The sequence below is a fragment of the Streptosporangium sp. NPDC005286 genome (genome assembly GCF_040607515.1).
GTDB lineage: Bacteria > Actinomycetota > Actinomycetes > Streptosporangiales > Streptosporangiaceae > Streptosporangium.
Window position 1 is genome coordinate 15,231 of record NZ_JBEXGU010000108.1, and the last position, 17,359, is coordinate 32,589.

Annotated in this window: 21 protein-coding genes; 10 read left to right on the top strand and 11 right to left on the bottom strand. The window is 67.3% G+C overall.

Annotated features, from left to right (window positions below; genetic code table 11):
- Positions 1–51 precede the first annotated feature (51 nt).
- Genes ABZU75_RS30950 through ABZU75_RS30960 form a run of 3 tightly spaced genes read right to left on the bottom strand, consistent with a single transcriptional unit; the run spans position 52 to position 1,672 of the window.
- Positions 52–870, bottom strand: coding sequence for an SBBP repeat-containing protein (locus tag ABZU75_RS30950; RefSeq protein ID WP_355561780.1), 819 nt, complete (start codon positions 868–870; stop codon positions 52–54).
- Positions 867–1,268: a carboxymuconolactone decarboxylase family protein gene (locus ABZU75_RS30955; RefSeq protein WP_350911027.1), complete on the bottom strand. Its 402-nt coding sequence runs from the start codon at positions 1,266–1,268 to the stop codon at positions 867–869. Before ABZU75_RS30955 ends, ABZU75_RS30950 begins: the two co-directional genes overlap by 4 nt.
- Complete coding sequence (locus ABZU75_RS30960; protein WP_355561784.1) at positions 1,265–1,672, bottom strand: MerR family transcriptional regulator; 408 nt, start codon at positions 1,670–1,672, stop codon at positions 1,265–1,267. The genes ABZU75_RS30955 and ABZU75_RS30960 overlap by 4 nt, the downstream gene beginning before the upstream one ends.
- Positions 1,673–2,158: 486 nt before the next feature.
- On the opposite strand from ABZU75_RS30960, the gene ABZU75_RS30965 reads away from it, so the two are divergent.
- Complete coding sequence (locus tag ABZU75_RS30965; protein ID WP_355561786.1) at positions 2,159–2,680, top strand: phospholipase; 522 nt, start codon at positions 2,159–2,161, stop codon at positions 2,678–2,680.
- A 257-nt stretch (positions 2,681–2,937) separates the two neighbouring features.
- On the opposite strand, the gene ABZU75_RS30970 is transcribed toward ABZU75_RS30965, so the two are convergent.
- On the bottom strand, positions 2,938–3,717 hold the full coding sequence (locus ABZU75_RS30970) for an AraC family transcriptional regulator (protein ID WP_355561788.1): 780 nt from the start codon (positions 3,715–3,717) through the stop codon (positions 2,938–2,940).
- A gap of 51 nt (positions 3,718–3,768) precedes the next feature.
- On the opposite strand from ABZU75_RS30970, the gene ABZU75_RS30975 reads away from it, so the two are divergent.
- Both ABZU75_RS30975 and ABZU75_RS30980 read left to right on the top strand, forming a co-directional pair.
- The gene (locus tag ABZU75_RS30975) at positions 3,769–4,137 is read left to right on the top strand and encodes a DUF4345 family protein (protein ID WP_355561791.1); all 369 of its coding nucleotides are present in this window, start codon (positions 3,769–3,771) and stop codon (positions 4,135–4,137) included.
- 324 nt (positions 4,138–4,461) lie between these two features.
- On the top strand, positions 4,462–5,619 hold the full coding sequence (locus tag ABZU75_RS30980) for a protein kinase (RefSeq protein ID WP_355561794.1): 1,158 nt from the start codon (positions 4,462–4,464) through the stop codon (positions 5,617–5,619).
- Positions 5,620–5,782: 163 nt separating this feature from the next.
- On the opposite strand, the gene ABZU75_RS30985 is transcribed toward ABZU75_RS30980, so the two are convergent.
- The 6 genes from ABZU75_RS30985 to ABZU75_RS31010 all read right to left on the bottom strand — a co-directional run bounded on the left by ABZU75_RS30985 (position 5,783) and on the right by ABZU75_RS31010 (position 11,305).
- Positions 5,783–6,193: an archease gene (locus ABZU75_RS30985; RefSeq protein ID WP_355561796.1), complete on the bottom strand. Its 411-nt coding sequence runs from the start codon at positions 6,191–6,193 to the stop codon at positions 5,783–5,785.
- A gap of 5 nt (positions 6,194–6,198) precedes the next feature.
- The gene (locus tag ABZU75_RS30990) at positions 6,199–7,614 is read right to left on the bottom strand and encodes an RtcB family protein (RefSeq protein ID WP_355561799.1); all 1,416 of its coding nucleotides are present in this window, start codon (positions 7,612–7,614) and stop codon (positions 6,199–6,201) included.
- A gap of 99 nt (positions 7,615–7,713) precedes the next feature.
- Positions 7,714–7,968, bottom strand: coding sequence for a hypothetical protein (locus ABZU75_RS30995; RefSeq protein WP_355561801.1), 255 nt, complete (start codon positions 7,966–7,968; stop codon positions 7,714–7,716).
- A 91-nt stretch (positions 7,969–8,059) separates the two neighbouring features.
- Positions 8,060–8,485, bottom strand: a complete 426-nt coding sequence (locus ABZU75_RS31000; protein ID WP_355561804.1) for a hypothetical protein — start codon at positions 8,483–8,485, stop codon at positions 8,060–8,062.
- A 216-nt stretch (positions 8,486–8,701) separates the two neighbouring features.
- Entirely contained in the window at positions 8,702–9,874 is a 1,173-nt protein-coding gene (gene rho, locus ABZU75_RS31005; RefSeq protein ID WP_355561807.1) for a transcription termination factor Rho, read from the bottom strand.
- A 453-nt stretch (positions 9,875–10,327) separates the two neighbouring features.
- A complete protein-coding gene (locus tag ABZU75_RS31010; RefSeq protein WP_355561809.1) occupies positions 10,328–11,305 on the bottom strand; it encodes a WYL domain-containing protein in 978 nt (325 codons plus the stop codon).
- A gap of 52 nt (positions 11,306–11,357) precedes the next feature.
- Between ABZU75_RS31010 and ABZU75_RS31015 the strand changes: the two genes are divergently transcribed.
- The 5 genes from ABZU75_RS31015 to ABZU75_RS31035 all read left to right on the top strand — a co-directional run bounded on the left by ABZU75_RS31015 (position 11,358) and on the right by ABZU75_RS31035 (position 14,882).
- Complete coding sequence (locus tag ABZU75_RS31015) at positions 11,358–12,503, top strand: epoxide hydrolase family protein (protein ID WP_355561812.1); 1,146 nt, start codon at positions 11,358–11,360, stop codon at positions 12,501–12,503.
- 546 nt (positions 12,504–13,049) lie between these two features.
- Entirely contained in the window at positions 13,050–13,481 is a 432-nt protein-coding gene (locus ABZU75_RS31020) for a hypothetical protein (protein WP_355561813.1), read from the top strand.
- Positions 13,482–13,541: 60 nt separating this feature from the next.
- On the top strand, positions 13,542–13,823 hold the full coding sequence (locus ABZU75_RS31025; protein ID WP_355561816.1) for a hypothetical protein: 282 nt from the start codon (positions 13,542–13,544) through the stop codon (positions 13,821–13,823).
- Positions 13,824–14,232: 409 nt separating this feature from the next.
- Complete coding sequence (locus ABZU75_RS31030) at positions 14,233–14,577, top strand: type II toxin-antitoxin system RelE/ParE family toxin (RefSeq protein WP_343976144.1); 345 nt, start codon at positions 14,233–14,235, stop codon at positions 14,575–14,577.
- 5 nt (positions 14,578–14,582) lie between these two features.
- Positions 14,583–14,882, top strand: coding sequence for a helix-turn-helix transcriptional regulator (locus ABZU75_RS31035; RefSeq protein ID WP_355561819.1), 300 nt, complete (start codon positions 14,583–14,585; stop codon positions 14,880–14,882).
- Positions 14,883–15,162: 280 nt separating this feature from the next.
- Here ABZU75_RS31035 and ABZU75_RS31040 read toward each other — a convergent pair whose 3' ends face one another.
- Positions 15,163–15,711: a hypothetical protein gene (locus ABZU75_RS31040; RefSeq protein ID WP_355561822.1), complete on the bottom strand. Its 549-nt coding sequence runs from the start codon at positions 15,709–15,711 to the stop codon at positions 15,163–15,165.
- A gap of 571 nt (positions 15,712–16,282) precedes the next feature.
- On the opposite strand from ABZU75_RS31040, the gene ABZU75_RS31045 reads away from it, so the two are divergent.
- Complete coding sequence (locus ABZU75_RS31045; RefSeq protein ID WP_355561824.1) at positions 16,283–16,747, top strand: hypothetical protein; 465 nt, start codon at positions 16,283–16,285, stop codon at positions 16,745–16,747.
- 283 nt (positions 16,748–17,030) lie between these two features.
- A partial coding sequence (locus ABZU75_RS31050; RefSeq protein ID WP_355561826.1) for a class I SAM-dependent methyltransferase occupies positions 17,031–17,359 on the top strand: 329 nt, incomplete at its 3' end.

Genomic DNA, 17,359 nt, shown 5'->3' on the forward strand with positions numbered 1-17,359 from the left:
CGGACACGTACAGGTCCGGAGCGGTCTGAGAGGCGCGCTCCACCGGGTGCCTCAGCCGCGCGGCACCCGGTGGAGCGCGCCGTCTCCCCAGGCCGCCGCGTACAGCTCGCCGTTGAAGGCCAGTCCCACCGGCGAGTTCAGCCCGGACGCCACCGTCACCGCGGTGCCGTCGGATTCCACCCGTTTGATCTCGCCCGCCGCCCGATCCGTGACGAACAGCCGGTTGGCGTCGTCGACGGCCATACCGACACCCAGCCCCTCGAAGTCGCTGGAGTGCGTGACCACTTCGCCGTCCCCGCCGATCCGGGACAGCACGCCGCCGACATAGTTGGAGACGAAGATCGTGCCCTGCGTGTCCTCGACCACCCCGACCGGAGTGTCGAACCCTCCCGCCACCCGGCTGACCTGGCCTGAGGGGGTGACCCGCATGATCTCGTCACTGGCCCGGTTGCAGACCAGCAGGTTTCCGGCGGAGTCGAAGCCGATACCGGTCGGCGTGTGGAATCCGGTCGCGAACTCCCGCTTCTCGCCCGCCTGGGTGACCTGGTAGACGACGTCGTCGGAGTAGCCGGCGACGTACAGGTTCCCCGCCTCGTCGACGGCCAGACCCGCAGGGGATTCCACCTCGGCGACGGTTGACCGGTTCCCGTCGGGCGTGATGCGCTCGACCGTTCCGCCCGACCAGTTGGACACGTACACGGCACCGGCGCGGTCGAAGGCGATTCCGGTCGGTGCTGAGAAGTCCGTGTACAGAGCCGTGGCGGGCGCGCCCGGGTCTGGGCTGGAGGCCGGGGGCGTCTGGCCGCCTCCGTCCGCGCATGCCGTGGTGGTCAGCAGTACCCCCGTGAGAGCCACGACGACCGCCCTCATGGCGCCGCCACCGGCAGCAGCCGCCGCTCGGCGAAGACGCGTTTGGCGACGGACACGGCGTTGAGAGCCTTGGGGAAGCCGCAGTACACCGCGCTGTGGATCAGCGCTTCGACGATCTCGGTGGCGGACAGGCCCACGTTCAACGCCGCGTTGATGTGCACCTCCAGTTGCGCCTCGCATCCGCCCAGCGCCGTGAGCATGCCGAGGGTGACCAACTGGCGCTGGTCGGGGCGCAGGCCGGGACGGGAGTAGACCTCGCCGAAGCCGTAGGCCACGATGTGCCGGGCCAGATCGGGGGCGATGTCGCGCAGCGAGTCGATGACCCTGGCGCCCGCTTCCCCGTCGACCGCGTTGAGGACCTCCAGGCCGTGCCGGTAGCGGGCCTCTGCTCCGTTCACTGCTCCTCCAACAGGTTCCGGTAGTGGGAGATCTTCCTGTCCAGCGCGCGCAGGTTCGCCCGAAGGTCACGGATGCGCCGGTCGACGATCTGGCGGTGCTCGCTCAGCAGGTCCAGCCGAGCGGGCACACTCTCGTTCCCCAGCCGGCGCAGGTCGGCGAAGAGCCGCATGTCGGCGATCGACATGCCGGTGTCGCGCAGCCGGAGCAGGAAGGCGAGCCAGTCCAGATCGGCGGCCGCATAGCGGCGGACCCCCGCGGGAGTGCGCCGTACGGCGTCGATCAGTCCGGCCTTCTCGTAGTAGCGCAGGGTGTCGGCCGACAGGCCCGTCCTGCGGGCCACCTCCGCGATCGGCAGGGTCTCCACCTGAGCGTCGGCGACAGGCGGTTCCGATGTCGCTTTCATGTGAACGAGGCTAGGACTTGGAGCGCGCTCCACCGCAAGCATGGCTGTGAACTGCGCGGACCTGCTTTTCTGCCGAGGTCATGGCGTACCGAATGCCGTTGAAATCGCCTTCGCAGGCCAGAAGCAGTACATCTTCTTGGTTGACGACCACGTGGCGGATCCTCATGCGGCGAGTTTCTTCGCGGCGGCACGGGGCTCGTCCGGCAGGACCACGAGATCGTCCTCGGTGGTGGCCGGGGGGAGGACGCAGGCGCGCAGTGCCGCCGTTACCCCCGGGCCGCCGCGAACAGGGGCACACCCCTGTGATTCGGCCTTTCGAAACACGCCATTACAGGATGTTGTAATTCTTGTAAAGAGCGATCGTTTACGAACACCTATGCCGATCTTGACGAAGATCCGTTCCGGCATATCAGGTTATTTCGTTTCATTGTTAGGCGATGGCAGAAACCTGCCATGAGAGGCATCCCCCAGACAAAGGCAGAGCCCATGGTCAAACGAGCCCTCGCAGCCGTCGCCCTCTCCCTCGTCACATTACTCGGATTAACACTGCCCGCCTACGCGGTGACACTGCAGCAAAAGCTCGCCGCACTTTCCGGTTTCAGCCAGCCCACGGCGTCCAGCGCCGCCAGCTGGCGCTCTGCCTGGCAGAACCAGGCGGGCTGGGCGGACTACGCCTTCGACTGGTCGACCGACCTCTGTTCGAGCAGCCCCGACCAGCCACTCGGCTTCGACTTCAGAATGCCGTGCCGACGTCACGACTTCGGCTACCGCAACTACAAGGCGGTGAGCCAGTTCCCGGCGAACAAGGCGCGCATCGACGACGCGTTCTACTTCGATATGAAGCAGGTTTGCGCGGGATATTCCACCATCCCCAGGAACACCTGCAACGGCCTCGCGTGGACCTATTACCAGGCGGTCAGGGAATTCGGCACCCTCAACGTCACCGAGGCGCAGATCGAACGAATCCGCCAGGCCGCCGAGCAAGCCGCCCAGACCACCGAGATGTGACCCGTCCCCGCGGGATCACTCCCACCCGCTGACCGCCGCCGGGCCGGTTTCGTGTCGGCCCGGCACGCCCGGGGGCAGCCGTGGCGACGGTCGGGAAGGGTTTGGCCGCACAGCGGCCGGCTCGAATTCCCCGCGTACAGCCGGACTCCCGGTGAATGTTCGCATCGGCCGGGCTTAATCCATGTCGACGTTGTCGAGGAGTTGGAGGAGGCGCGAGAGCACTTGGACGCAGGCCACGCATCCGGCGCGGCAACGAATCACCGTGCGGTCGCGTCGATGACGGTGACTCCAGCGGCGAGCAGGCGACTGGGCTGGAGTCCGAACATGCGGTGGAAGGCCTCGCTGAAGTGGGAAGGGCTGGCGAATCCGGCATCGGCTGCGGCGGTGGTGAGGTCGCGTCGTTCGGCTATCAGTTCGGCGACGCGCAGCATCCGGGTCCACAGTCGGTAGCGGCGGAAGCTCGTGCCGGTGTGGGCCGGGAACAGATGCAGGAACCGTGAGGTGGACAGGCCACAGCCGATGGCGAGTTCCTCGGCTGAGACGGTCCGGTGCACCTCGGCACGCAGGCGCGCGACGGCGTCCTGTATGCGGGCGTCGATCTGGACGGGCCCGCGGGGCGCGGCCAGATCCAGCCAGTTCGACGCGGAGGTGACCGAGCCTGGCCGAGGGGCGTACCGGATCAGCAGCCGTTCCTCGCGGTGGGCGAGTCCGAGATCGGAGTCGCCCGAGGTCATTCGTCGTTCGCAGGCCAGCGGCCTGGAGGAGCTCGGATCCAGGTAGCAGAAGAGCATCCGGTCGCCCCGGGCGACCAGCCGGTGGGTGAGGCGGGGTGCGATCAGGGCACTGCGCGCGGTCTGTACGGGCCGTCCCCGCGTCTGCACGGTGAAGACGTCGTCGAGCCCGATCGCAAGGCAGGCAACCGAGCCGGAGTGTGCCTCCAGGTCCAGCGCAGGCCCGTGGTAGATGGCCTGACCCGGCCACAGCCAAAGTACCGCGCCGGGATCGCGGCAGGTTTGTGAAAGCGGTGATCTGCTCACAGCGGCATCATCTCCCGCGAACGACTCTTTCGAGACATGGGGAGCGAGCCTATGGCCACCGTGGTCATCATCGCCGTGGCGGTCTTCTTTCTGGGGATGGGCGGGTACGGACTCATCGCGCCCGCCGCGCTGATCAGGCCGTTCGGGATGGTTGCGGACCTCGCCGAAGCGCGGGCGGAGATACGCGCCGTGTACGGGGGGTTCGGCGTGAGCATCGCCGTACTGCTGGCCCTGGCGCTCGCCGATGTCGGCGGAATCCGTCGCGGTGCCGTGGTGGCCGTCGCGGTGGCGCTGTTGGGCATGGCGTTCGGGCGGCTGACGGCGCACGTCGTCGAGCGGCCCTCAGCGTTCTACCCTTCCTGGCTCTACTTCTGGGTCGAGGTAGCCGGCGGTGCTCTCCTCCTCACCGCCGGCTGGTGAGCGCGGAGGCGTCTCACCGGGTGTCCCCCCGAAGGCGACCGTTCGCCACCCTGGTGTCCGGTGGGCCATCGGTCGCCCCCGCCGGTAGTACCGGCTCCGGTCGGTGTCGCCGGTACGAGAAGCCGGTACGAGAAGATGCCGAGCGCGATTTTGTGACAGGCTTTCGCGTCAAATCTTCGGCGTCCCCTCGCCCATCGAGACCTGGGCCGTAAGACCTTCATTCTCCCCAAAAGCTTTCCCCCTTATTAGGAGACGTATAGCGTTATTTATCGGACCAAGGGCGGCTGGGGTCGTCCGCCTGTGAGGCCAGGGGAAGGGAATGCCGTGTCCGGTCCGCACCCGCTGGCCGAAGACGATCCCCGGCAGGTCGGTGACTATCGGCTGACCGGAGTGCTGGGCGAGGGCGGCCAGGGGGTGGTCTATCTCGGCCAGGCGCCCTCCGGACAGCCGGTGGCGGTCAAGACGCTGCACGCCCGGATGGCCGCCGACCCCGCGGTCAGGGAACGTTTTCTGCGCGAGGCCGAGATCACCCGCCGCGTTGCGGCCTTCTGTACCGCACGGGTCATCGACGCGGGGATCGCCCGGGACCGGCCCTACCTGGTCAGCGAGTACGTCCGAGGCCCTTCTCTGGATGAGCTCATCGCCCAGGACGGGCCACGCACCGGCGGCGGGCTGGACCGGCTGGCGATCACCACCTTTGCCCGACCTGGCATCGCCGACCTGTTCACCGCTCTCACCCACGAGACGCCCATCAAGGACCACCCCGGCCCGTCTTTCGAGCCTCCACATGACCATGATCCGGTACCGCAGGCCGGTGCGCCGCCCGCAGGCTCCCGCGCAGTCAGGGCCGGGCCGGGCACGGCGGAGCCGGATGGCGTGGCACCGCTGCTGATCTCAGCGTCATCTGATCGCCGGTCCTCCGCGGCCATCGGACACGGCGGGGCCGGCCGGATACCCGCCACGGGGCCGAAACCGGACCCGCCTTCGACCGATGAGCCCCGTACCGCCGATCCCGGCCTCTCCACGGCGGTGCCCACGGCTGGGAGGACACCGCTTCCCTCCGGCTTCTCTCCGTACCGCCACACCCGGCGTCGCCTGGGGACGGTCCTCGCGGCGGCCGTCGTTGTCATCTTGATCTCCACCGCCTTCTGGCTGAAGCCCGTCTTGACGGACATTCCTTTCGGCACCCTTATCCGCGAAACCTCCACCGGTCATCAGAAGTGGGTCCTGTCGGTGGCGGTGGGGCAACTCGACGACGGCCGCCCGGTGGTGGTCTCCGGCGGCTACAAAGATCACACGGTGCGGGTGTGGGACCTGGCCACCGGTGCACCGATCGGCAAACCCTTCACCGGCCACCGGGGCTTGATCGAGTCGGTGGCGGTGGGGCGACTGGACGGCCGCCCGGTGGTGGTCTCCGGCGGTGACGACGGCATGATGCGGGTATGGAGTCTGGGGCCACCGTACCCACTGCCCGCTCCGTGACCGGGGTTCGGCCGGGTGGCGACCGCTGGGCGGAGCCGAAGGCGTTCATTCCCGTCAAGCCGAGTCCGCTTAACGCCTGCGGAAAAGGGCCTTGAGCCGACCGACCATGCCATCGTGGTGGCCGTGTGGGAGTTCCGGCAGGCATCGCGGACTCCCCGCTCACTCACACGTCCAGGGTCACCGCGCAGGTCCAGCCGCGGGGTTCACGAAGGAAACGCAGGTCGTGCAGGGCGACTGCTTTGGGGAGAGCGCCGATCTGGGAGATGGTGGCGACATCGGCCATGTCCAGCCGTAGCCACAGCCCGCTTTGATCCTCACCCGCTTCGACGCCGCAGGGGATCCTCGCGGTGGTGTCCATGCGGTAGATCACCTCGTCGAGCGCTGTCACGAGCTGGTCCTCGGGGAAGCCGGGGCCGATGCGTACCGTCTGGACGGCAGCGCTTTCGGCGTGGCCGAGATCGGCGAAGCCTTCGATCATGGCGCGGATCGCTTCGGCGATGCACTCGGCGGTGGTGGGCGCCCACGCCTCGATGCGGGCGTCGGCGGTGTGGGGCAGGGCACGGTGGCCTTTCACCGGGATCAGCCCTTCACCACGCCGAGCGGGACCAGCCGGGCGACCCTGCGGCACAGGCCGGCTCCGACGCCGGCGGCCACCACGGCGTCGACGTCCTTGTAGGCGGTCGGAGCCTCCTCCGCCAAGCCACGCCAGGACGAGCCACGCACGGCGATGCCCTGCGCCTCCAGCCAATCGCGAAGCTGGCGTCCGTCGGTGGAGCGGGCGGCTTGGTGGCGGCTACGGGTGCGGCCGGCACCGTGGCAGGTGGAGTGGAAGGCATCTGCGCCGGTCACGCCGGTGAGTACGTGGGAGGCGGTGCCCATGGTGCCGGGAATGAGCACCGGTTGGCCGTACGGTGCCAGATCGGCCGGTAGGTCGGGGTGGTACGGCGGGAGTGCCCGGGTGGCGCCCTTGCGGTGTACGCACAACCGCATCCCCTCGTGTACCTCGATCTTGGCGAGGTTGTGCGACACGTCGTAGACCAGGTCCACGGTGGCGCCGGTCACGTGGCGGAACGCTGTGCGGGTGGCCTCGGTGAGCAGTTGCCGGTTGGCCCTGCCGTAGTTGGCCGCGGCGGCCATCGCGCCCAGGTAGGCACGGCCCTCGCGGGACTCGACCGGGGCGCAGGCGAGCTGCCGGTCCGGGACGCTGATGCCGTAACCCGGCATGGCCTTTTCCATGACGCGGACATGATCGGTGCAGATCTGGTGTCCCAGGCCACGTGACCCGCAGTGGATCATCACGCATACCTGGCCGAGCCGGAGGCCGAACGCGGCCGCCACCGCCGGGTCGTAGATCTTCTCGACCGCCTGGACCTCCAGGAAGTGATTTCCGGAGCCGAGGCTGCCGACCTGGGCCAGGCCTCGTTCGACCGCGCGGGGGCTGACCTGTGCCGGGTCGGCGTCGGCGACCGCCCCAAAGTCCTCGCAGCGGTCCAGATCGCGAGGCAGGCCATGGCCGTGCTGTACGGCGTAGCCCGCACCGCCGTACAGCACCCCTTCGAGTTGCCCCTCGGAAAGCCGCCATAGCCCGCCTTGGCCGATCCCGCGGGGTGTGGTCCTGTCCAACTCGTCCATGAGCCGATTCAGCGTGGTGGCGAGTTGGTCGCGCTGGAGAGCGGCGGTGAGCAGCCGTACTCCACAGGAGATGTCGAACCCGACTCCGCCGGGTGAGACCACTCCGCCCGAGGCGATGTCGGTGGCGGCCACGCCGCCTATCGGGAAGCCGTACCCCCAGTGGATGTCGGGCATGGCGTAGGAGGCGCGCACGACGCCAGGCAGCATGGCCACGTTGACGACCTGCCGCAAGGCCTGCTCTTCGGGAAGCAGGTCACCGGAGGCGAACACGATCCCGGGGACCAGCATGTGCTCGCGCTGGTCGATCCGGAACCGGAAGGGCGTCTCCTGGATGAGTCTCGTGGAAGTGTCGTATCGCGTCATGTCTCGACCCGGCGCATCGGGGTGGCCGCCGCGAGTCCGTCGCCGATCCGGGTCACCGGCCGGTGCCTGCGACGAAACCGCGGCCGATCACCTGCCGTGTCATCCCCCGCCCTTGACGAGGCCGGCGGCGAGCAACAGTTCGTGAGCGAGCCGCGCGGCCTGCTCGGGGTGCATCTGCCCGGGCTCCTCCATGGGGCCGGCCTCCATGCTCCGCGCGAGGGCCAGATTGGCCTCGGCCAGCACCTGGATCTGCTTCTCGATCCTGCTGACCCGGGCCTTGAGAAGGTTCAGTTCGACCTCAAGCGAATGCGTTTCCCCGGACGCCGGAACCGTACTGGGTTTGGACTGAGACATCAGATCCACCTCCCAGGAAGTGTTCTCCTTCTCACCCTTGCCGGGGCCGACACTCGCGGCACAGGGACTTACGTCCTTCGTTGGCCGGTCCTTAGGTCCCATCGACGAGGACCGTTCCGGTGCCGCCGGAGCCGGCGTGAGGGACGACGACCACTTGCTGATCATCTTCATAGATGATCCTCCCCGGGGTCGTGGTGCAGACCAGCTCGCAGGCGATTCCATGTGCAGCAAGGATGTCCACGTAGCCGGCAGCACGTTCGATCAGTGCTCGGGCCGATGACTTGAACCATGCGGCGGCCCCCGGATTCAGTTCATGATCGTAGATTGTGGGGTCGACATCGGTGGGGTTGGTGAAGTGCGTGTCGTACCAGTCGTTGTTCTCCCGCCGGAACCGCTCCTGCTCAACGGTTAGCCCGCCCTTGCGGGCCAGAGAGTTGACCAGGCCGAATATCCCAACGAACCGGCCGTCCTGGTCGGGAGCGGCGCTTTGGAATCGTAGGTACAGCGCTTCTGTCACCGGGGGCTCCCAGGCTGCGGCAGTCGACGTAGCGGACCGAAACGGGTTTCACCGGGAGCCGGCGATGTGCCCTCCTGATCGTCTTCTGGCTGCGCTGTCACCGGACGCTCCCCGAAGGTCATTGTGCACATGTTGCGCGACCCCGTGATCGCATTGCCTCCATGGATCTTCCGGCTCGGGCGTCCGCACCACCGCCGGATTGCCGCAACGCCGGCCTCAGCGGGGAGCCTGTGAGAGCGCGAGCTGCCGGAGGAAGACGGCGTTGGACGGTGACGTGCGCAGACCGTCGAGTATCCCGGTGAGCGCCTGCTCGTGGTTCAGGCCCGCGAGCACCTGCCGGAGCTTCCAGATGATCTCTCGCTCGTCGTCGGCGAGGAGCAGTTCCTCCCGGCGTGTGCTGGAGGAGGTCACGTCCACGGCGGGGAACAGGCGCTGCTCGGCGAGAGTCCGGTCAAGCCGCAGCTCCATGTTGCCGGTGCTCTTGAACTCCTCGAAGAGGTAGTCGTCCATCCGCGAGCCCGTCTCGACGAGCGCGGTCGCGAGGATGGAGAGCGAGCCGCCCTCCTCGGTCGCGCGGGCCGCGCCGAACAGCCGTTTCGGCTGGTGGACGGCGTACGCGTCGACCCCACCCGTCAGCGTCTTGCCGCCTTTCGGGGCGATGACGTTGTACGCCCTGCCGAGCCGGGTCAGGGAGTCCATGAGGACGACGACGTCCCGGCCACGCTCGACGAGCCGTTTGGCCCGCTCGATCGCGAGTTCGGCGAGCGCCGTATGGTCGCGTTCGGGCTGATCGAACGTCGAGGCGATCACCTCGCCGCGCACCTGCCGGCGGAAGTCGGTGACCTCCTCGGGGCGCTCACCCACAAGTACCACCATGAGGTGGACAGTGGGATGGTTCGCTGCGATGGCGTCGGCGATCGCCTTGAGCGCCATGGTCTTCCCGGTCTTCGGTGGCGCGGCGATCAGGCCGCGCTGCCCCAGGCCGACCGGGGTGATGAGGTCGATCAGGCGTGTGATCGACGATCCCGTCTCCAGAAGCAGGCGGCGGTGGGGGTGGACGGGCGTCATGTCGGCGAAGTGCGGCCGTGCGCTGCCCGGCTCCGCGCCGTCGATCGACACCACTTCGGCCGGCTTGCCGTACGGCTTGCGCAAGAGTGCCGTGATCAGGTCGCCCGGGCGCAGGCCGAGTGCTTTCACCCGTGCGGCGGGCAGGCAGGCGTCGTCCTCGCCCGGGAGGTAGCCGCTCGCCCTGAGGTAGGCCCTCCCGTCGCGGACGTCGAGCAACCCGGTCACCTCCCGTTCTTCGGCGGGTGGGCGTGTGCTGTTCCGGACTACCGGGGCGGTGGTCGTGGTGCTTCTTTTCGAGGGCTTGTCGGTGGTGATGGTCATGGGTGTGTCCTTAAGGCCGGAAATGGGTGATGGAAAGGGGGATGCGCGCCTATTCGGCCCGATGGCGGGCATGGCGCGATGAAGTTCTGGCAGGCGGCGGGCGGTTCACGCGCACAAAGAGAGGTGCGTGATGACGCCGTCCGGTTGCCGAACGGAAAGTGACGCCCTCAGCAGTGGGCGAAAGCGAAATACCGACGCTCAGCGGCGGCTGGAGAAGGGCTCTGAATCGGAAAAGGGATCAGATCGATCACATCGACGAGCCACTTACACGGTAACACCATCCCCGGGGTCGAACGCAACCCAGGATCCTGGCGTACCACCTGCCGAGGACGAGAGACCCTCAGGCGGATGTGACGCTGGAGCGGCACCACCGCTGCGGTCGAACTGATCGACCACCGGCTGAGAGAGTTCGCCGACCGGTACGCCGCCACCTATGAAGCCGGAACCCGCGCATCACCGATTTGCGCCGGCCTCCGGAGGCCACCGTGTGGCGTCGAGGAGGCGGGTGCCGAGTGTGCGCAGGTGTTCGATGAGTTCGGGTGGTTCGTGCACCTCGAAGGCGACGCCGATCTGCGCGACCCATATTGCGAGTTCGTCGAGGGAGTTCGAGCCGACGTTGAGCACGCACGCATCGTCGCCGTCGGGTTCGGCGGTTGCGACCGTCGGCGGCATCCGCGCGGCGATGACGTCGGCGGGGGCGTGCATCGTGAACCGGCCGCGGTAGCGGTATGGGCTGACCGAGATCCGCTCGGCGACGTAGCGGGCCAGGTCGCCGCCAGGTGGCTGCCGGGGAGTGAAGCGTGGCCCGTTCGGCGAGCACAGACGCATCCGGTCGACGCGGAAGATGCGCCAGTCGGACCGGGTGGTGTCCCAGGCGACCAGGTACCAGCGGCGGCCCGAGCTCACCAGCCGGTGCGGCTCGGCGGTGCGGCGGGCCTCGGTGCCGTCCTGGACGCGGTAATCGAACCGCAGGCTGTCTCGGTCGCGGATGGCCGCGGCGATCGCGGTGAGCACCGTCGGGTCCACGGCATCGGCCGTGTTCGCCAGCGGGAGGGTGGCCGTGCGCAGGGCGCCGACGCGGTGCCGGAGCCGGGGCGGGAGCACCTGCTCGAGTTTGACGAGTGCGCGGACCGAGGTGTCCCCGATCCCGGCCACGCCGGAGACGGCGGCGGTGCCGAGTCCGAGGGCGACCGCGACCGCCTCGTCATCGTCGAGCAGCAGCGGTGGAACACCCGTGCCGGCGCCGAGACGGTATCCGGGCGTTCCCGCGGTGGCGTGCACGACGTACCCCAGCGCGCGCAGCCGGTCCACGTCGCGGCGGATGGTGCGGGCCGAGACGCCGAGGCGCTCCGCGAGCTCCGTGCCCGGCCAGTCCTTCGGCGTCTGCAACAGCGACAGCAGCCGCAGTAGCCGGGCCGATGTCTCCACCATGACGACCATCCTAGGACAGAATCTGACCTAACCGGCTCCTATCGTGGCAGGCATGAACGGCGACACGCAGATACACCGGTTCCGGATCGACATCCCGCAGGAGCGGCTGGAGGACTTGCGCGCCCGGCTGGCGGCGACACGCTGGCCGGACGAACTGCCCGGAGCGGGCTGGTCCTACGGGGTCCCGGTGGGCTACGCGCAGCAACTGGCCGAGTACTGGCGGACCGGTTTCGACTGGCGCGCCGCTGAGACGCGGCTGAACACTTTTCCGCAGTTCACGACGCGGATCGACGGGCAGGACATCCACTTCCTGCACGTCCGCTCGCCCGAGCCGGACGCGTTGCCACTGATCATCACACACGGCTGGCCCGGCTCGATCGCCGAGTTCATGAAGGTGATCGAGCCGCTGAGCGACCCGGTCGCGCACGGCGGCGAGCCGGCCGATGCCTTCCATGTCGTCGCACCGTCGATTCCCGGATTCGGCTTCAGCGGGCCGACCACCGAGCCCGGCTGGGACCTGAACCGCGTTGCGCGAGCGTGGGCGCAGCTGATGAGCCGCCTCGGCTACCGGCGCTACGGCGCCCACGGCGGCGACAGCGGCGCGGTCATCTCACCGATGCTGGGCCGCGTCGACTCCGTGCACGTCGCGGGCGTGCACGTCAACGGCGCCCTCGGGTTCCCGACCGGCGACCCGGCCGAGTTCGAGGGACTCACCCCGGCCGAACTCGCCCGGCTCGGCCAATACCAGGACTCCGACCGCAGCGGCTATGCGATCATCCAGGCGACCCGGCCGCAGACCCTGGCGTTCGGCCTGCACGACTCACCCGCGGCCCAACTCGCGTGGATCGCCGAGAAGTTCAAGGAGTGGACCGACCCGGCGCACGAGCTCCCCGAAGACGCCGTGGACGTCGACCAGATGCTCACCGACATCAGCATCTACTGGTTCACCGGGACCGCCGCCTCATCAGCCCGCCTCTACAAGGAGACACAAGAATCATGGGGCGCCGCGTCCGGATACTCGGCACTGCCCCACGGCGTCGCCGTGTTCCCCGGCGACGCCGGCATCCGGAGCATCGCCGAACGCGACCACAACGTCGTGCACTGGTCGGAATACGACCGGGGCGGCCACTTCGCCGCCATGGAAACCCCCGACCTGCTCATCCAGGACATCCGGACCTTCTTCCGCACCCTGCGATGACACGCGAAAACGTTCGCCGTTCGACCTGATCACGTCCGGGTCGGCCCACACCGAGCCGACCCGGACGTGATGAAATACAGGTCAGAGGGCCTCGTCAACGCCTCCAGCCGCGACACGCCAACAGCCTTCAGACCGCTAACCGGCCCGAAACCGTCCCCGCCACCGGGTGATCCCACCACGAAGCCGGAACCTGCGCCGTAGTCGAGCGCTCCGAGCCCGTGATCGGCTCCGGAGAAACCCGGTGCACCTTTCCGGTCACCGCAGCAGCAGGTTGGCTGAGTACGGCGGGCGGCTCTGGGGCCCGCCGCCGTTCGGGATCGGCCTCCAGACCGCATGCCCGTGCGACGGGCCCCGCGGCGCCCGTCGCCGCCTTGACCCCCATGACCTCCGCCGCACCGGCGATGTGGTTCACCCATGAGGGCTTGATCTCCTGGCGCCGTCACCTGACATCATCGCCAGATGTTCAACTTTGGGGTCGCCGGCTACAGGCCGATGTGGCTGAGGGGGTGTTCGGCTGTCACTGCCGCTCATGGCCGGAGACTGGCCATGCTGGAAGGCCGGAGGCTGACCCGTGCTCTGTTGGTCTGGGATCTTGACGAGGATGCCTGGTTCTCCGGTGGGTTGGTTCTGTTGGACTTCGAGGGTGAGCAAGTCGAGATCGTTCACCAGAGGTTCGATGAAATCTCGATCACGTGGAACACCGTTGATCCGGCTCAGCCCCTGGACTGGGCCGGAGAGGGATTCCGGCTGGTGTGGCGAGAGGGCGTGCCGGGCGGCGAGCTGGCCGCGTTGGAGGGGCAGCGGTTGCAAGCCGTAGAGCTTCTCGAATGGGCAGGTGAGGACATGGCGCAGGGGACGGTGGCTGTCGGCTTCGTCTTCCCGGAGGGCCGGGTGGCGATCTACAACGCCCTCGACGAGAACGGCATGGAGTTCGGGCCTCCAGATTGCCGATACGTACGCCACAAGCTCGGCGTGTAGCCATCGGTCGTATGGGACAGTCGGGGGCACTGTTACCTACACGGTTTCGAAGCGGGAGCTATGGCGGCGGAGTTTCAGCTCGGCGATTACATCCTGGTACAGGACGGCAGGACCCTTGAAATCTTTCACCGGGGCCTGTCCGAGAGCAGCCGCTACCACGTGGCGTTTCTTGGGGTGGATGTCCAGCCGCACGGCGACGGGTTCAAGATTCGGCTCGGCGCCAGGCGGGACGACGACCAGGTCGTGGGCGGGGTGAGACTGAAGATGGACCAGGAGGAGTTCGCACGGTTTCGTGATTTCATCGCCTTGGCTATCGCGGCACGTGACCGGATGAGCACCTGAACGAGTCCACCTCGTCCTGAACCACAGGGGCTTCGATTCACTCCGAGTTCGGAAGGGCTGCCCCGCTCATGGTGCCGGAGGTGATTCCGCCCTGCCAGGGCCTTGAAGAAGGAGAGCGGGTGACGGGAATCGAACCCGCGCTGTCAGCTTGGGAATCGGCTGCTGGTGTTGGTGGGCTTAGCTGGGAAAACAGATGTTCAGGTAGGCGGGATGCGGTTCCCCGTGAGTGACCAGGATTCCTCGCCTGTTCTGGTACGGATCTGGCACGTGATCAACGTTGCGTGGGAAGCCGGACGACCATCCTCAGGGCAGAGCGTGCTCATGGGCCTCCCGCTGCGGACCTTTCTCGGCAGGAAGGGCAGGAGTGTTTCCAGGACGTGATACTTGCCGTCGCTATAACGTCCGTGTTATGAACTGGGGAGAGGTGGAACTGGAGCCAGAGGTCGATGAGTGGTTCGACACGCTTGATCAGGAGGGACAGGAGACGGCGGCGTTCTACGTCGACCTGCTGGCCGAGCGTGGTGTCCTGCTGGATGAGCCCTACACTCGTCAGCTCCGCGGCAAGTTGCGTGAGCTGCGTTTCCACCTCGACCGGGAGGCGGTACGGATCACCTACTGGATCGCACCGGGTCGGCGGATCATCATGCTGACGGTGTTCCGCAAGCAGCGGATGCGCGAGTCCGCTGAGATCGAGCGGGCGTGGCGGGCCATGCAGCGGTGTATCGCCGAGGCTCACACGGCAGACGAGGAGTGAGCGGTATGGGTGAGCGCAAGAGCTGGGGTGCCAAGCGGGCTGAGATCATGAGCCGTCCGGGGGCTGGAACGGCGTATGAGGCCGCCAGGATCCGGTTTGAGCTAGGGGAGGCGGTACGGCTGCGCCGTGAGCAGCTCGGTCTGACCCAGAGCGAGTTGGCTGAGCGGACAGGCTTGAAGCAGCCGGCGGTGGCACGGTTCGAGGCGGGCGGGACGATGCCGACCATCCCGATGCTGGAACGGCTCGCGGAGGCTCTGGAGATGCGGCTGAGCGTTCAGTTCCAACCCCTGTGCGAGGCGAGCTGATCTTCCGAGATGTTTCCGGAGCCGTAGATCACCGAAGTGGGAGCAGCCAAGCCGAACGACACTGAAAACAGGGCCCAGATCGGGAATCCAGCCCTGAGCTGGGCCTTCGCTCTTGGAGCGGGTGACGGGAATCGAACCCGCGCTGTCAGCTTGGGAAATCTCTGACGCGTTTGGCCTCTGAGCTGGCGAAGTGCTGACCTGCGGGGGAGCGCTTCGGCTACCCGTGAGTCCCCCTTGATCCCCCTCCTGACGGGCACGCCACCAGGAAACTGATCTCTTATCAAGGATGACGGTCAACGACGGCCATCATGTCTGGGTCATCCGGCTTCTTCAGAGCATCATCGATCCACTCGTCCCCGGAGCGGATCTGGTGAAAGCGAAACACCACGCAGGTGTCGTTCGCGCCGATGACACACCGGACGGGGACCGGCTCCGGTAGCGCTCGGACGAGACTGAACACGTTGTCGGCCACAACCAGACCGAACCTCAGCAGCACGACCTGATCTTCGTGGCTGATCTGAGGCTGCCCGTCGTGGTTCTCCACATGTACCGGCGCGTAGTCCTCCAGATGGAAGGCGTTGACGAACCACTCGTAGCCGGACAGGTCCTTCCAGCCCATCTTGGCGATCGCCGCCGAAGCGGAAGCGGGCACGCCGACCCATTGACCGACGTGCTCAGTGAATATCCAGGCGCCGTCGTTGTGCGTGAGACCCTCGGCGAACTTGTCACGAAGCTCCTGGCCGAGGTCGGGAACGGTGGGTGGTGGATCGACAGTCGTCAGCGGTCGAAGCGCGGACGCTGCTGCTTCGTTCATCCGGATGGTGAGCACCGCGGCACGGTACCGGCCTCAATGTCAGGCCACCAGTCGCGAGTGGCACAGCCTGAGAACCTCGTGCGGACGCACACACCCTGCCTCGCCGGATCTTCCCGTCTGCCTCGTCCCACCCCGGAGGGGCAACAGCTCGGTGGCGCCACTGCCATTCTCACTGTGTACGCCGGCCGGTAGACGTTCCTCGGCCATGGGATGCCAACGGTCACAGACGGCCTTGATCCGGAGGAGTCGAGATGTTGGGCTTGCCTGGGACGCGGCAGGCGGGAAGATCCGGCTTCCACCTCAACCACTTACGGCCTTCGTGGTGCAACGTCGATCATCCCGGAGCCGAGTACCCCCGCCGGAGGCATTCGGTTGAAGCCGGGCGAGATTTCAGACCTGAGAGAGCGAGCGGGCCGGCGCAATGCGAAGCACTCCGAAGGAGCCGCGTGGCGGTTGGGCCTGCCAGTCGAAGCGTGGGTTATCTGGGGTTGTCAAGCGAACTAGCTGGTCAGAGGCTTGAAGATCGTTAAGCCACGTCGGACAAGTAGGCTGGCTGCGGTCGCCCGCGACGGTGAAGGAGCCGCTAATGACCACCGACCCGACGATGACCCGGATCGGCCAGGGGGTGGAGTTGCATCACCACCAAGGTCAGCGTGAAGCCGCTCGCGACTTGTTCGCGCAGATCTGGGACGACATCGGCGGCGAGCAAGGCGACCCGCTGCATGTTTGCGTCCTTGCCCACTCGATGGCCGACGTGCAGGACGACGTGCACCAGGAACTGATGTGGGATCTGCGAGCGCTTGCCGCCGTCGGCCTGATCACTGATGAGCGGGTGGCGCAAGCTGGGGTGCCGCTTTCGGTGGCCGGCTTGTATCCGTCGTTGCACCTGAACTTGAGCGAGTGCTATCGCAAGCTGGGCGATCTCGGCCGCGCCCGTGAGCACCTCCAGCAGGCGCGAGCCGAGATCGGCGCACTTGGCGACGACGAGTATGGGCAGCTCATCAAGGGTGGCCTGGAGCGGCTGGCCGAACAGCTGGATGACGCCATCTGACTGCGCCCCGGCGAATTCTCTGCACTAGTTGTTGGTCTTCTTCGTGGATGCTTTGAGCCGGGGTGCCCTCAGGTCAGGAGGCCCAGGGTTTCGGGCGTTTCCCGGACTGTCAGCTGCCGCACTGACATGCCTGAAGCCCTCTGAATACTGGTGAGGCAAGTACGCCCTCACCTCACTTGCCTCACATGACTTCTCTGAACTAGCGATAGCCCGGGCGAACGGGCGGGAGGGAAGATCGTGATTCTCTCGGCTCGTCTCAGCGCCGGGAACTACTGTCGCGAGCATGGTCGAACACGATGCCCTCAGTGCCACCCGCGAGGCTTACGACGCTGCTGCCTCCACCTATGCGCAGCTGTTCCGCGGCGAGCTGGGTGACAGGCCCCTGGACCGTGCGATCTTGGGTGCCTTCGCCGAGGTCGTAAGTGCGAGTGGGGACGGTCAGGTCGCGGACCTGGGGTGTGGGCCTGGCCATATCACCGCTTATCTGGACGGGCTGGGGCTGGCGGTGGTCGGTGTCGATGCCTCTCCTGCGATGATCGAGTTGGCTCGGCAGGCCTATCCGGGCCTGCGGTTCGACGTGGGCTCGATGGCCGCGTTGAACATCGCTGACGG

What these genes read in the sequence shown, in the direction of transcription:
- ABZU75_RS30950 (WP_355561780.1), bottom strand. Translation starts at nt 870, where the DNA reads ATGAGGGCGGTCGTCGTGGCTCTCACGGGGGTACTGCTGACCACCACG.
- ABZU75_RS30960 (WP_355561784.1), bottom strand. Translation starts at nt 1,672, where the DNA reads ATGAAAGCGACATCGGAACCGCCTGTCGCCGACGCTCAGGTGGAGACC.
- ABZU75_RS30965 (WP_355561786.1), top strand. Translation starts at nt 2,159, where the DNA reads ATGGTCAAACGAGCCCTCGCAGCCGTCGCCCTCTCCCTCGTCACATTA.
- ABZU75_RS30975 (WP_355561791.1), top strand. Translation starts at nt 3,769, where the DNA reads ATGGCCACCGTGGTCATCATCGCCGTGGCGGTCTTCTTTCTGGGGATG.
- ABZU75_RS30990 (WP_355561799.1), bottom strand. Translation starts at nt 7,614, where the DNA reads ATGACGCGATACGACACTTCCACGAGACTCATCCAGGAGACGCCCTTC.
- ABZU75_RS30995 (WP_355561801.1), bottom strand. Translation starts at nt 7,968, where the DNA reads ATGTCTCAGTCCAAACCCAGTACGGTTCCGGCGTCCGGGGAAACGCAT.
- rho (WP_355561807.1), bottom strand. Translation starts at nt 9,874, where the DNA reads ATGACCATCACCACCGACAAGCCCTCGAAAAGAAGCACCACGACCACC.
- ABZU75_RS31010 (WP_355561809.1), bottom strand. Translation starts at nt 11,305, where the DNA reads ATGGTGGAGACATCGGCCCGGCTACTGCGGCTGCTGTCGCTGTTGCAG.
- ABZU75_RS31015 (WP_355561812.1), top strand. Translation starts at nt 11,358, where the DNA reads ATGAACGGCGACACGCAGATACACCGGTTCCGGATCGACATCCCGCAG.
- ABZU75_RS31020 (WP_355561813.1), top strand. Translation starts at nt 13,050, where the DNA reads ATGCTGGAAGGCCGGAGGCTGACCCGTGCTCTGTTGGTCTGGGATCTT.
- ABZU75_RS31025 (WP_355561816.1), top strand. Translation starts at nt 13,542, where the DNA reads ATGGCGGCGGAGTTTCAGCTCGGCGATTACATCCTGGTACAGGACGGC.
- ABZU75_RS31030 (WP_343976144.1), top strand. Translation starts at nt 14,233, where the DNA reads ATGAACTGGGGAGAGGTGGAACTGGAGCCAGAGGTCGATGAGTGGTTC.
- ABZU75_RS31035 (WP_355561819.1), top strand. Translation starts at nt 14,583, where the DNA reads ATGGGTGAGCGCAAGAGCTGGGGTGCCAAGCGGGCTGAGATCATGAGC.
- ABZU75_RS31045 (WP_355561824.1), top strand. Translation starts at nt 16,283, where the DNA reads ATGACCACCGACCCGACGATGACCCGGATCGGCCAGGGGGTGGAGTTG.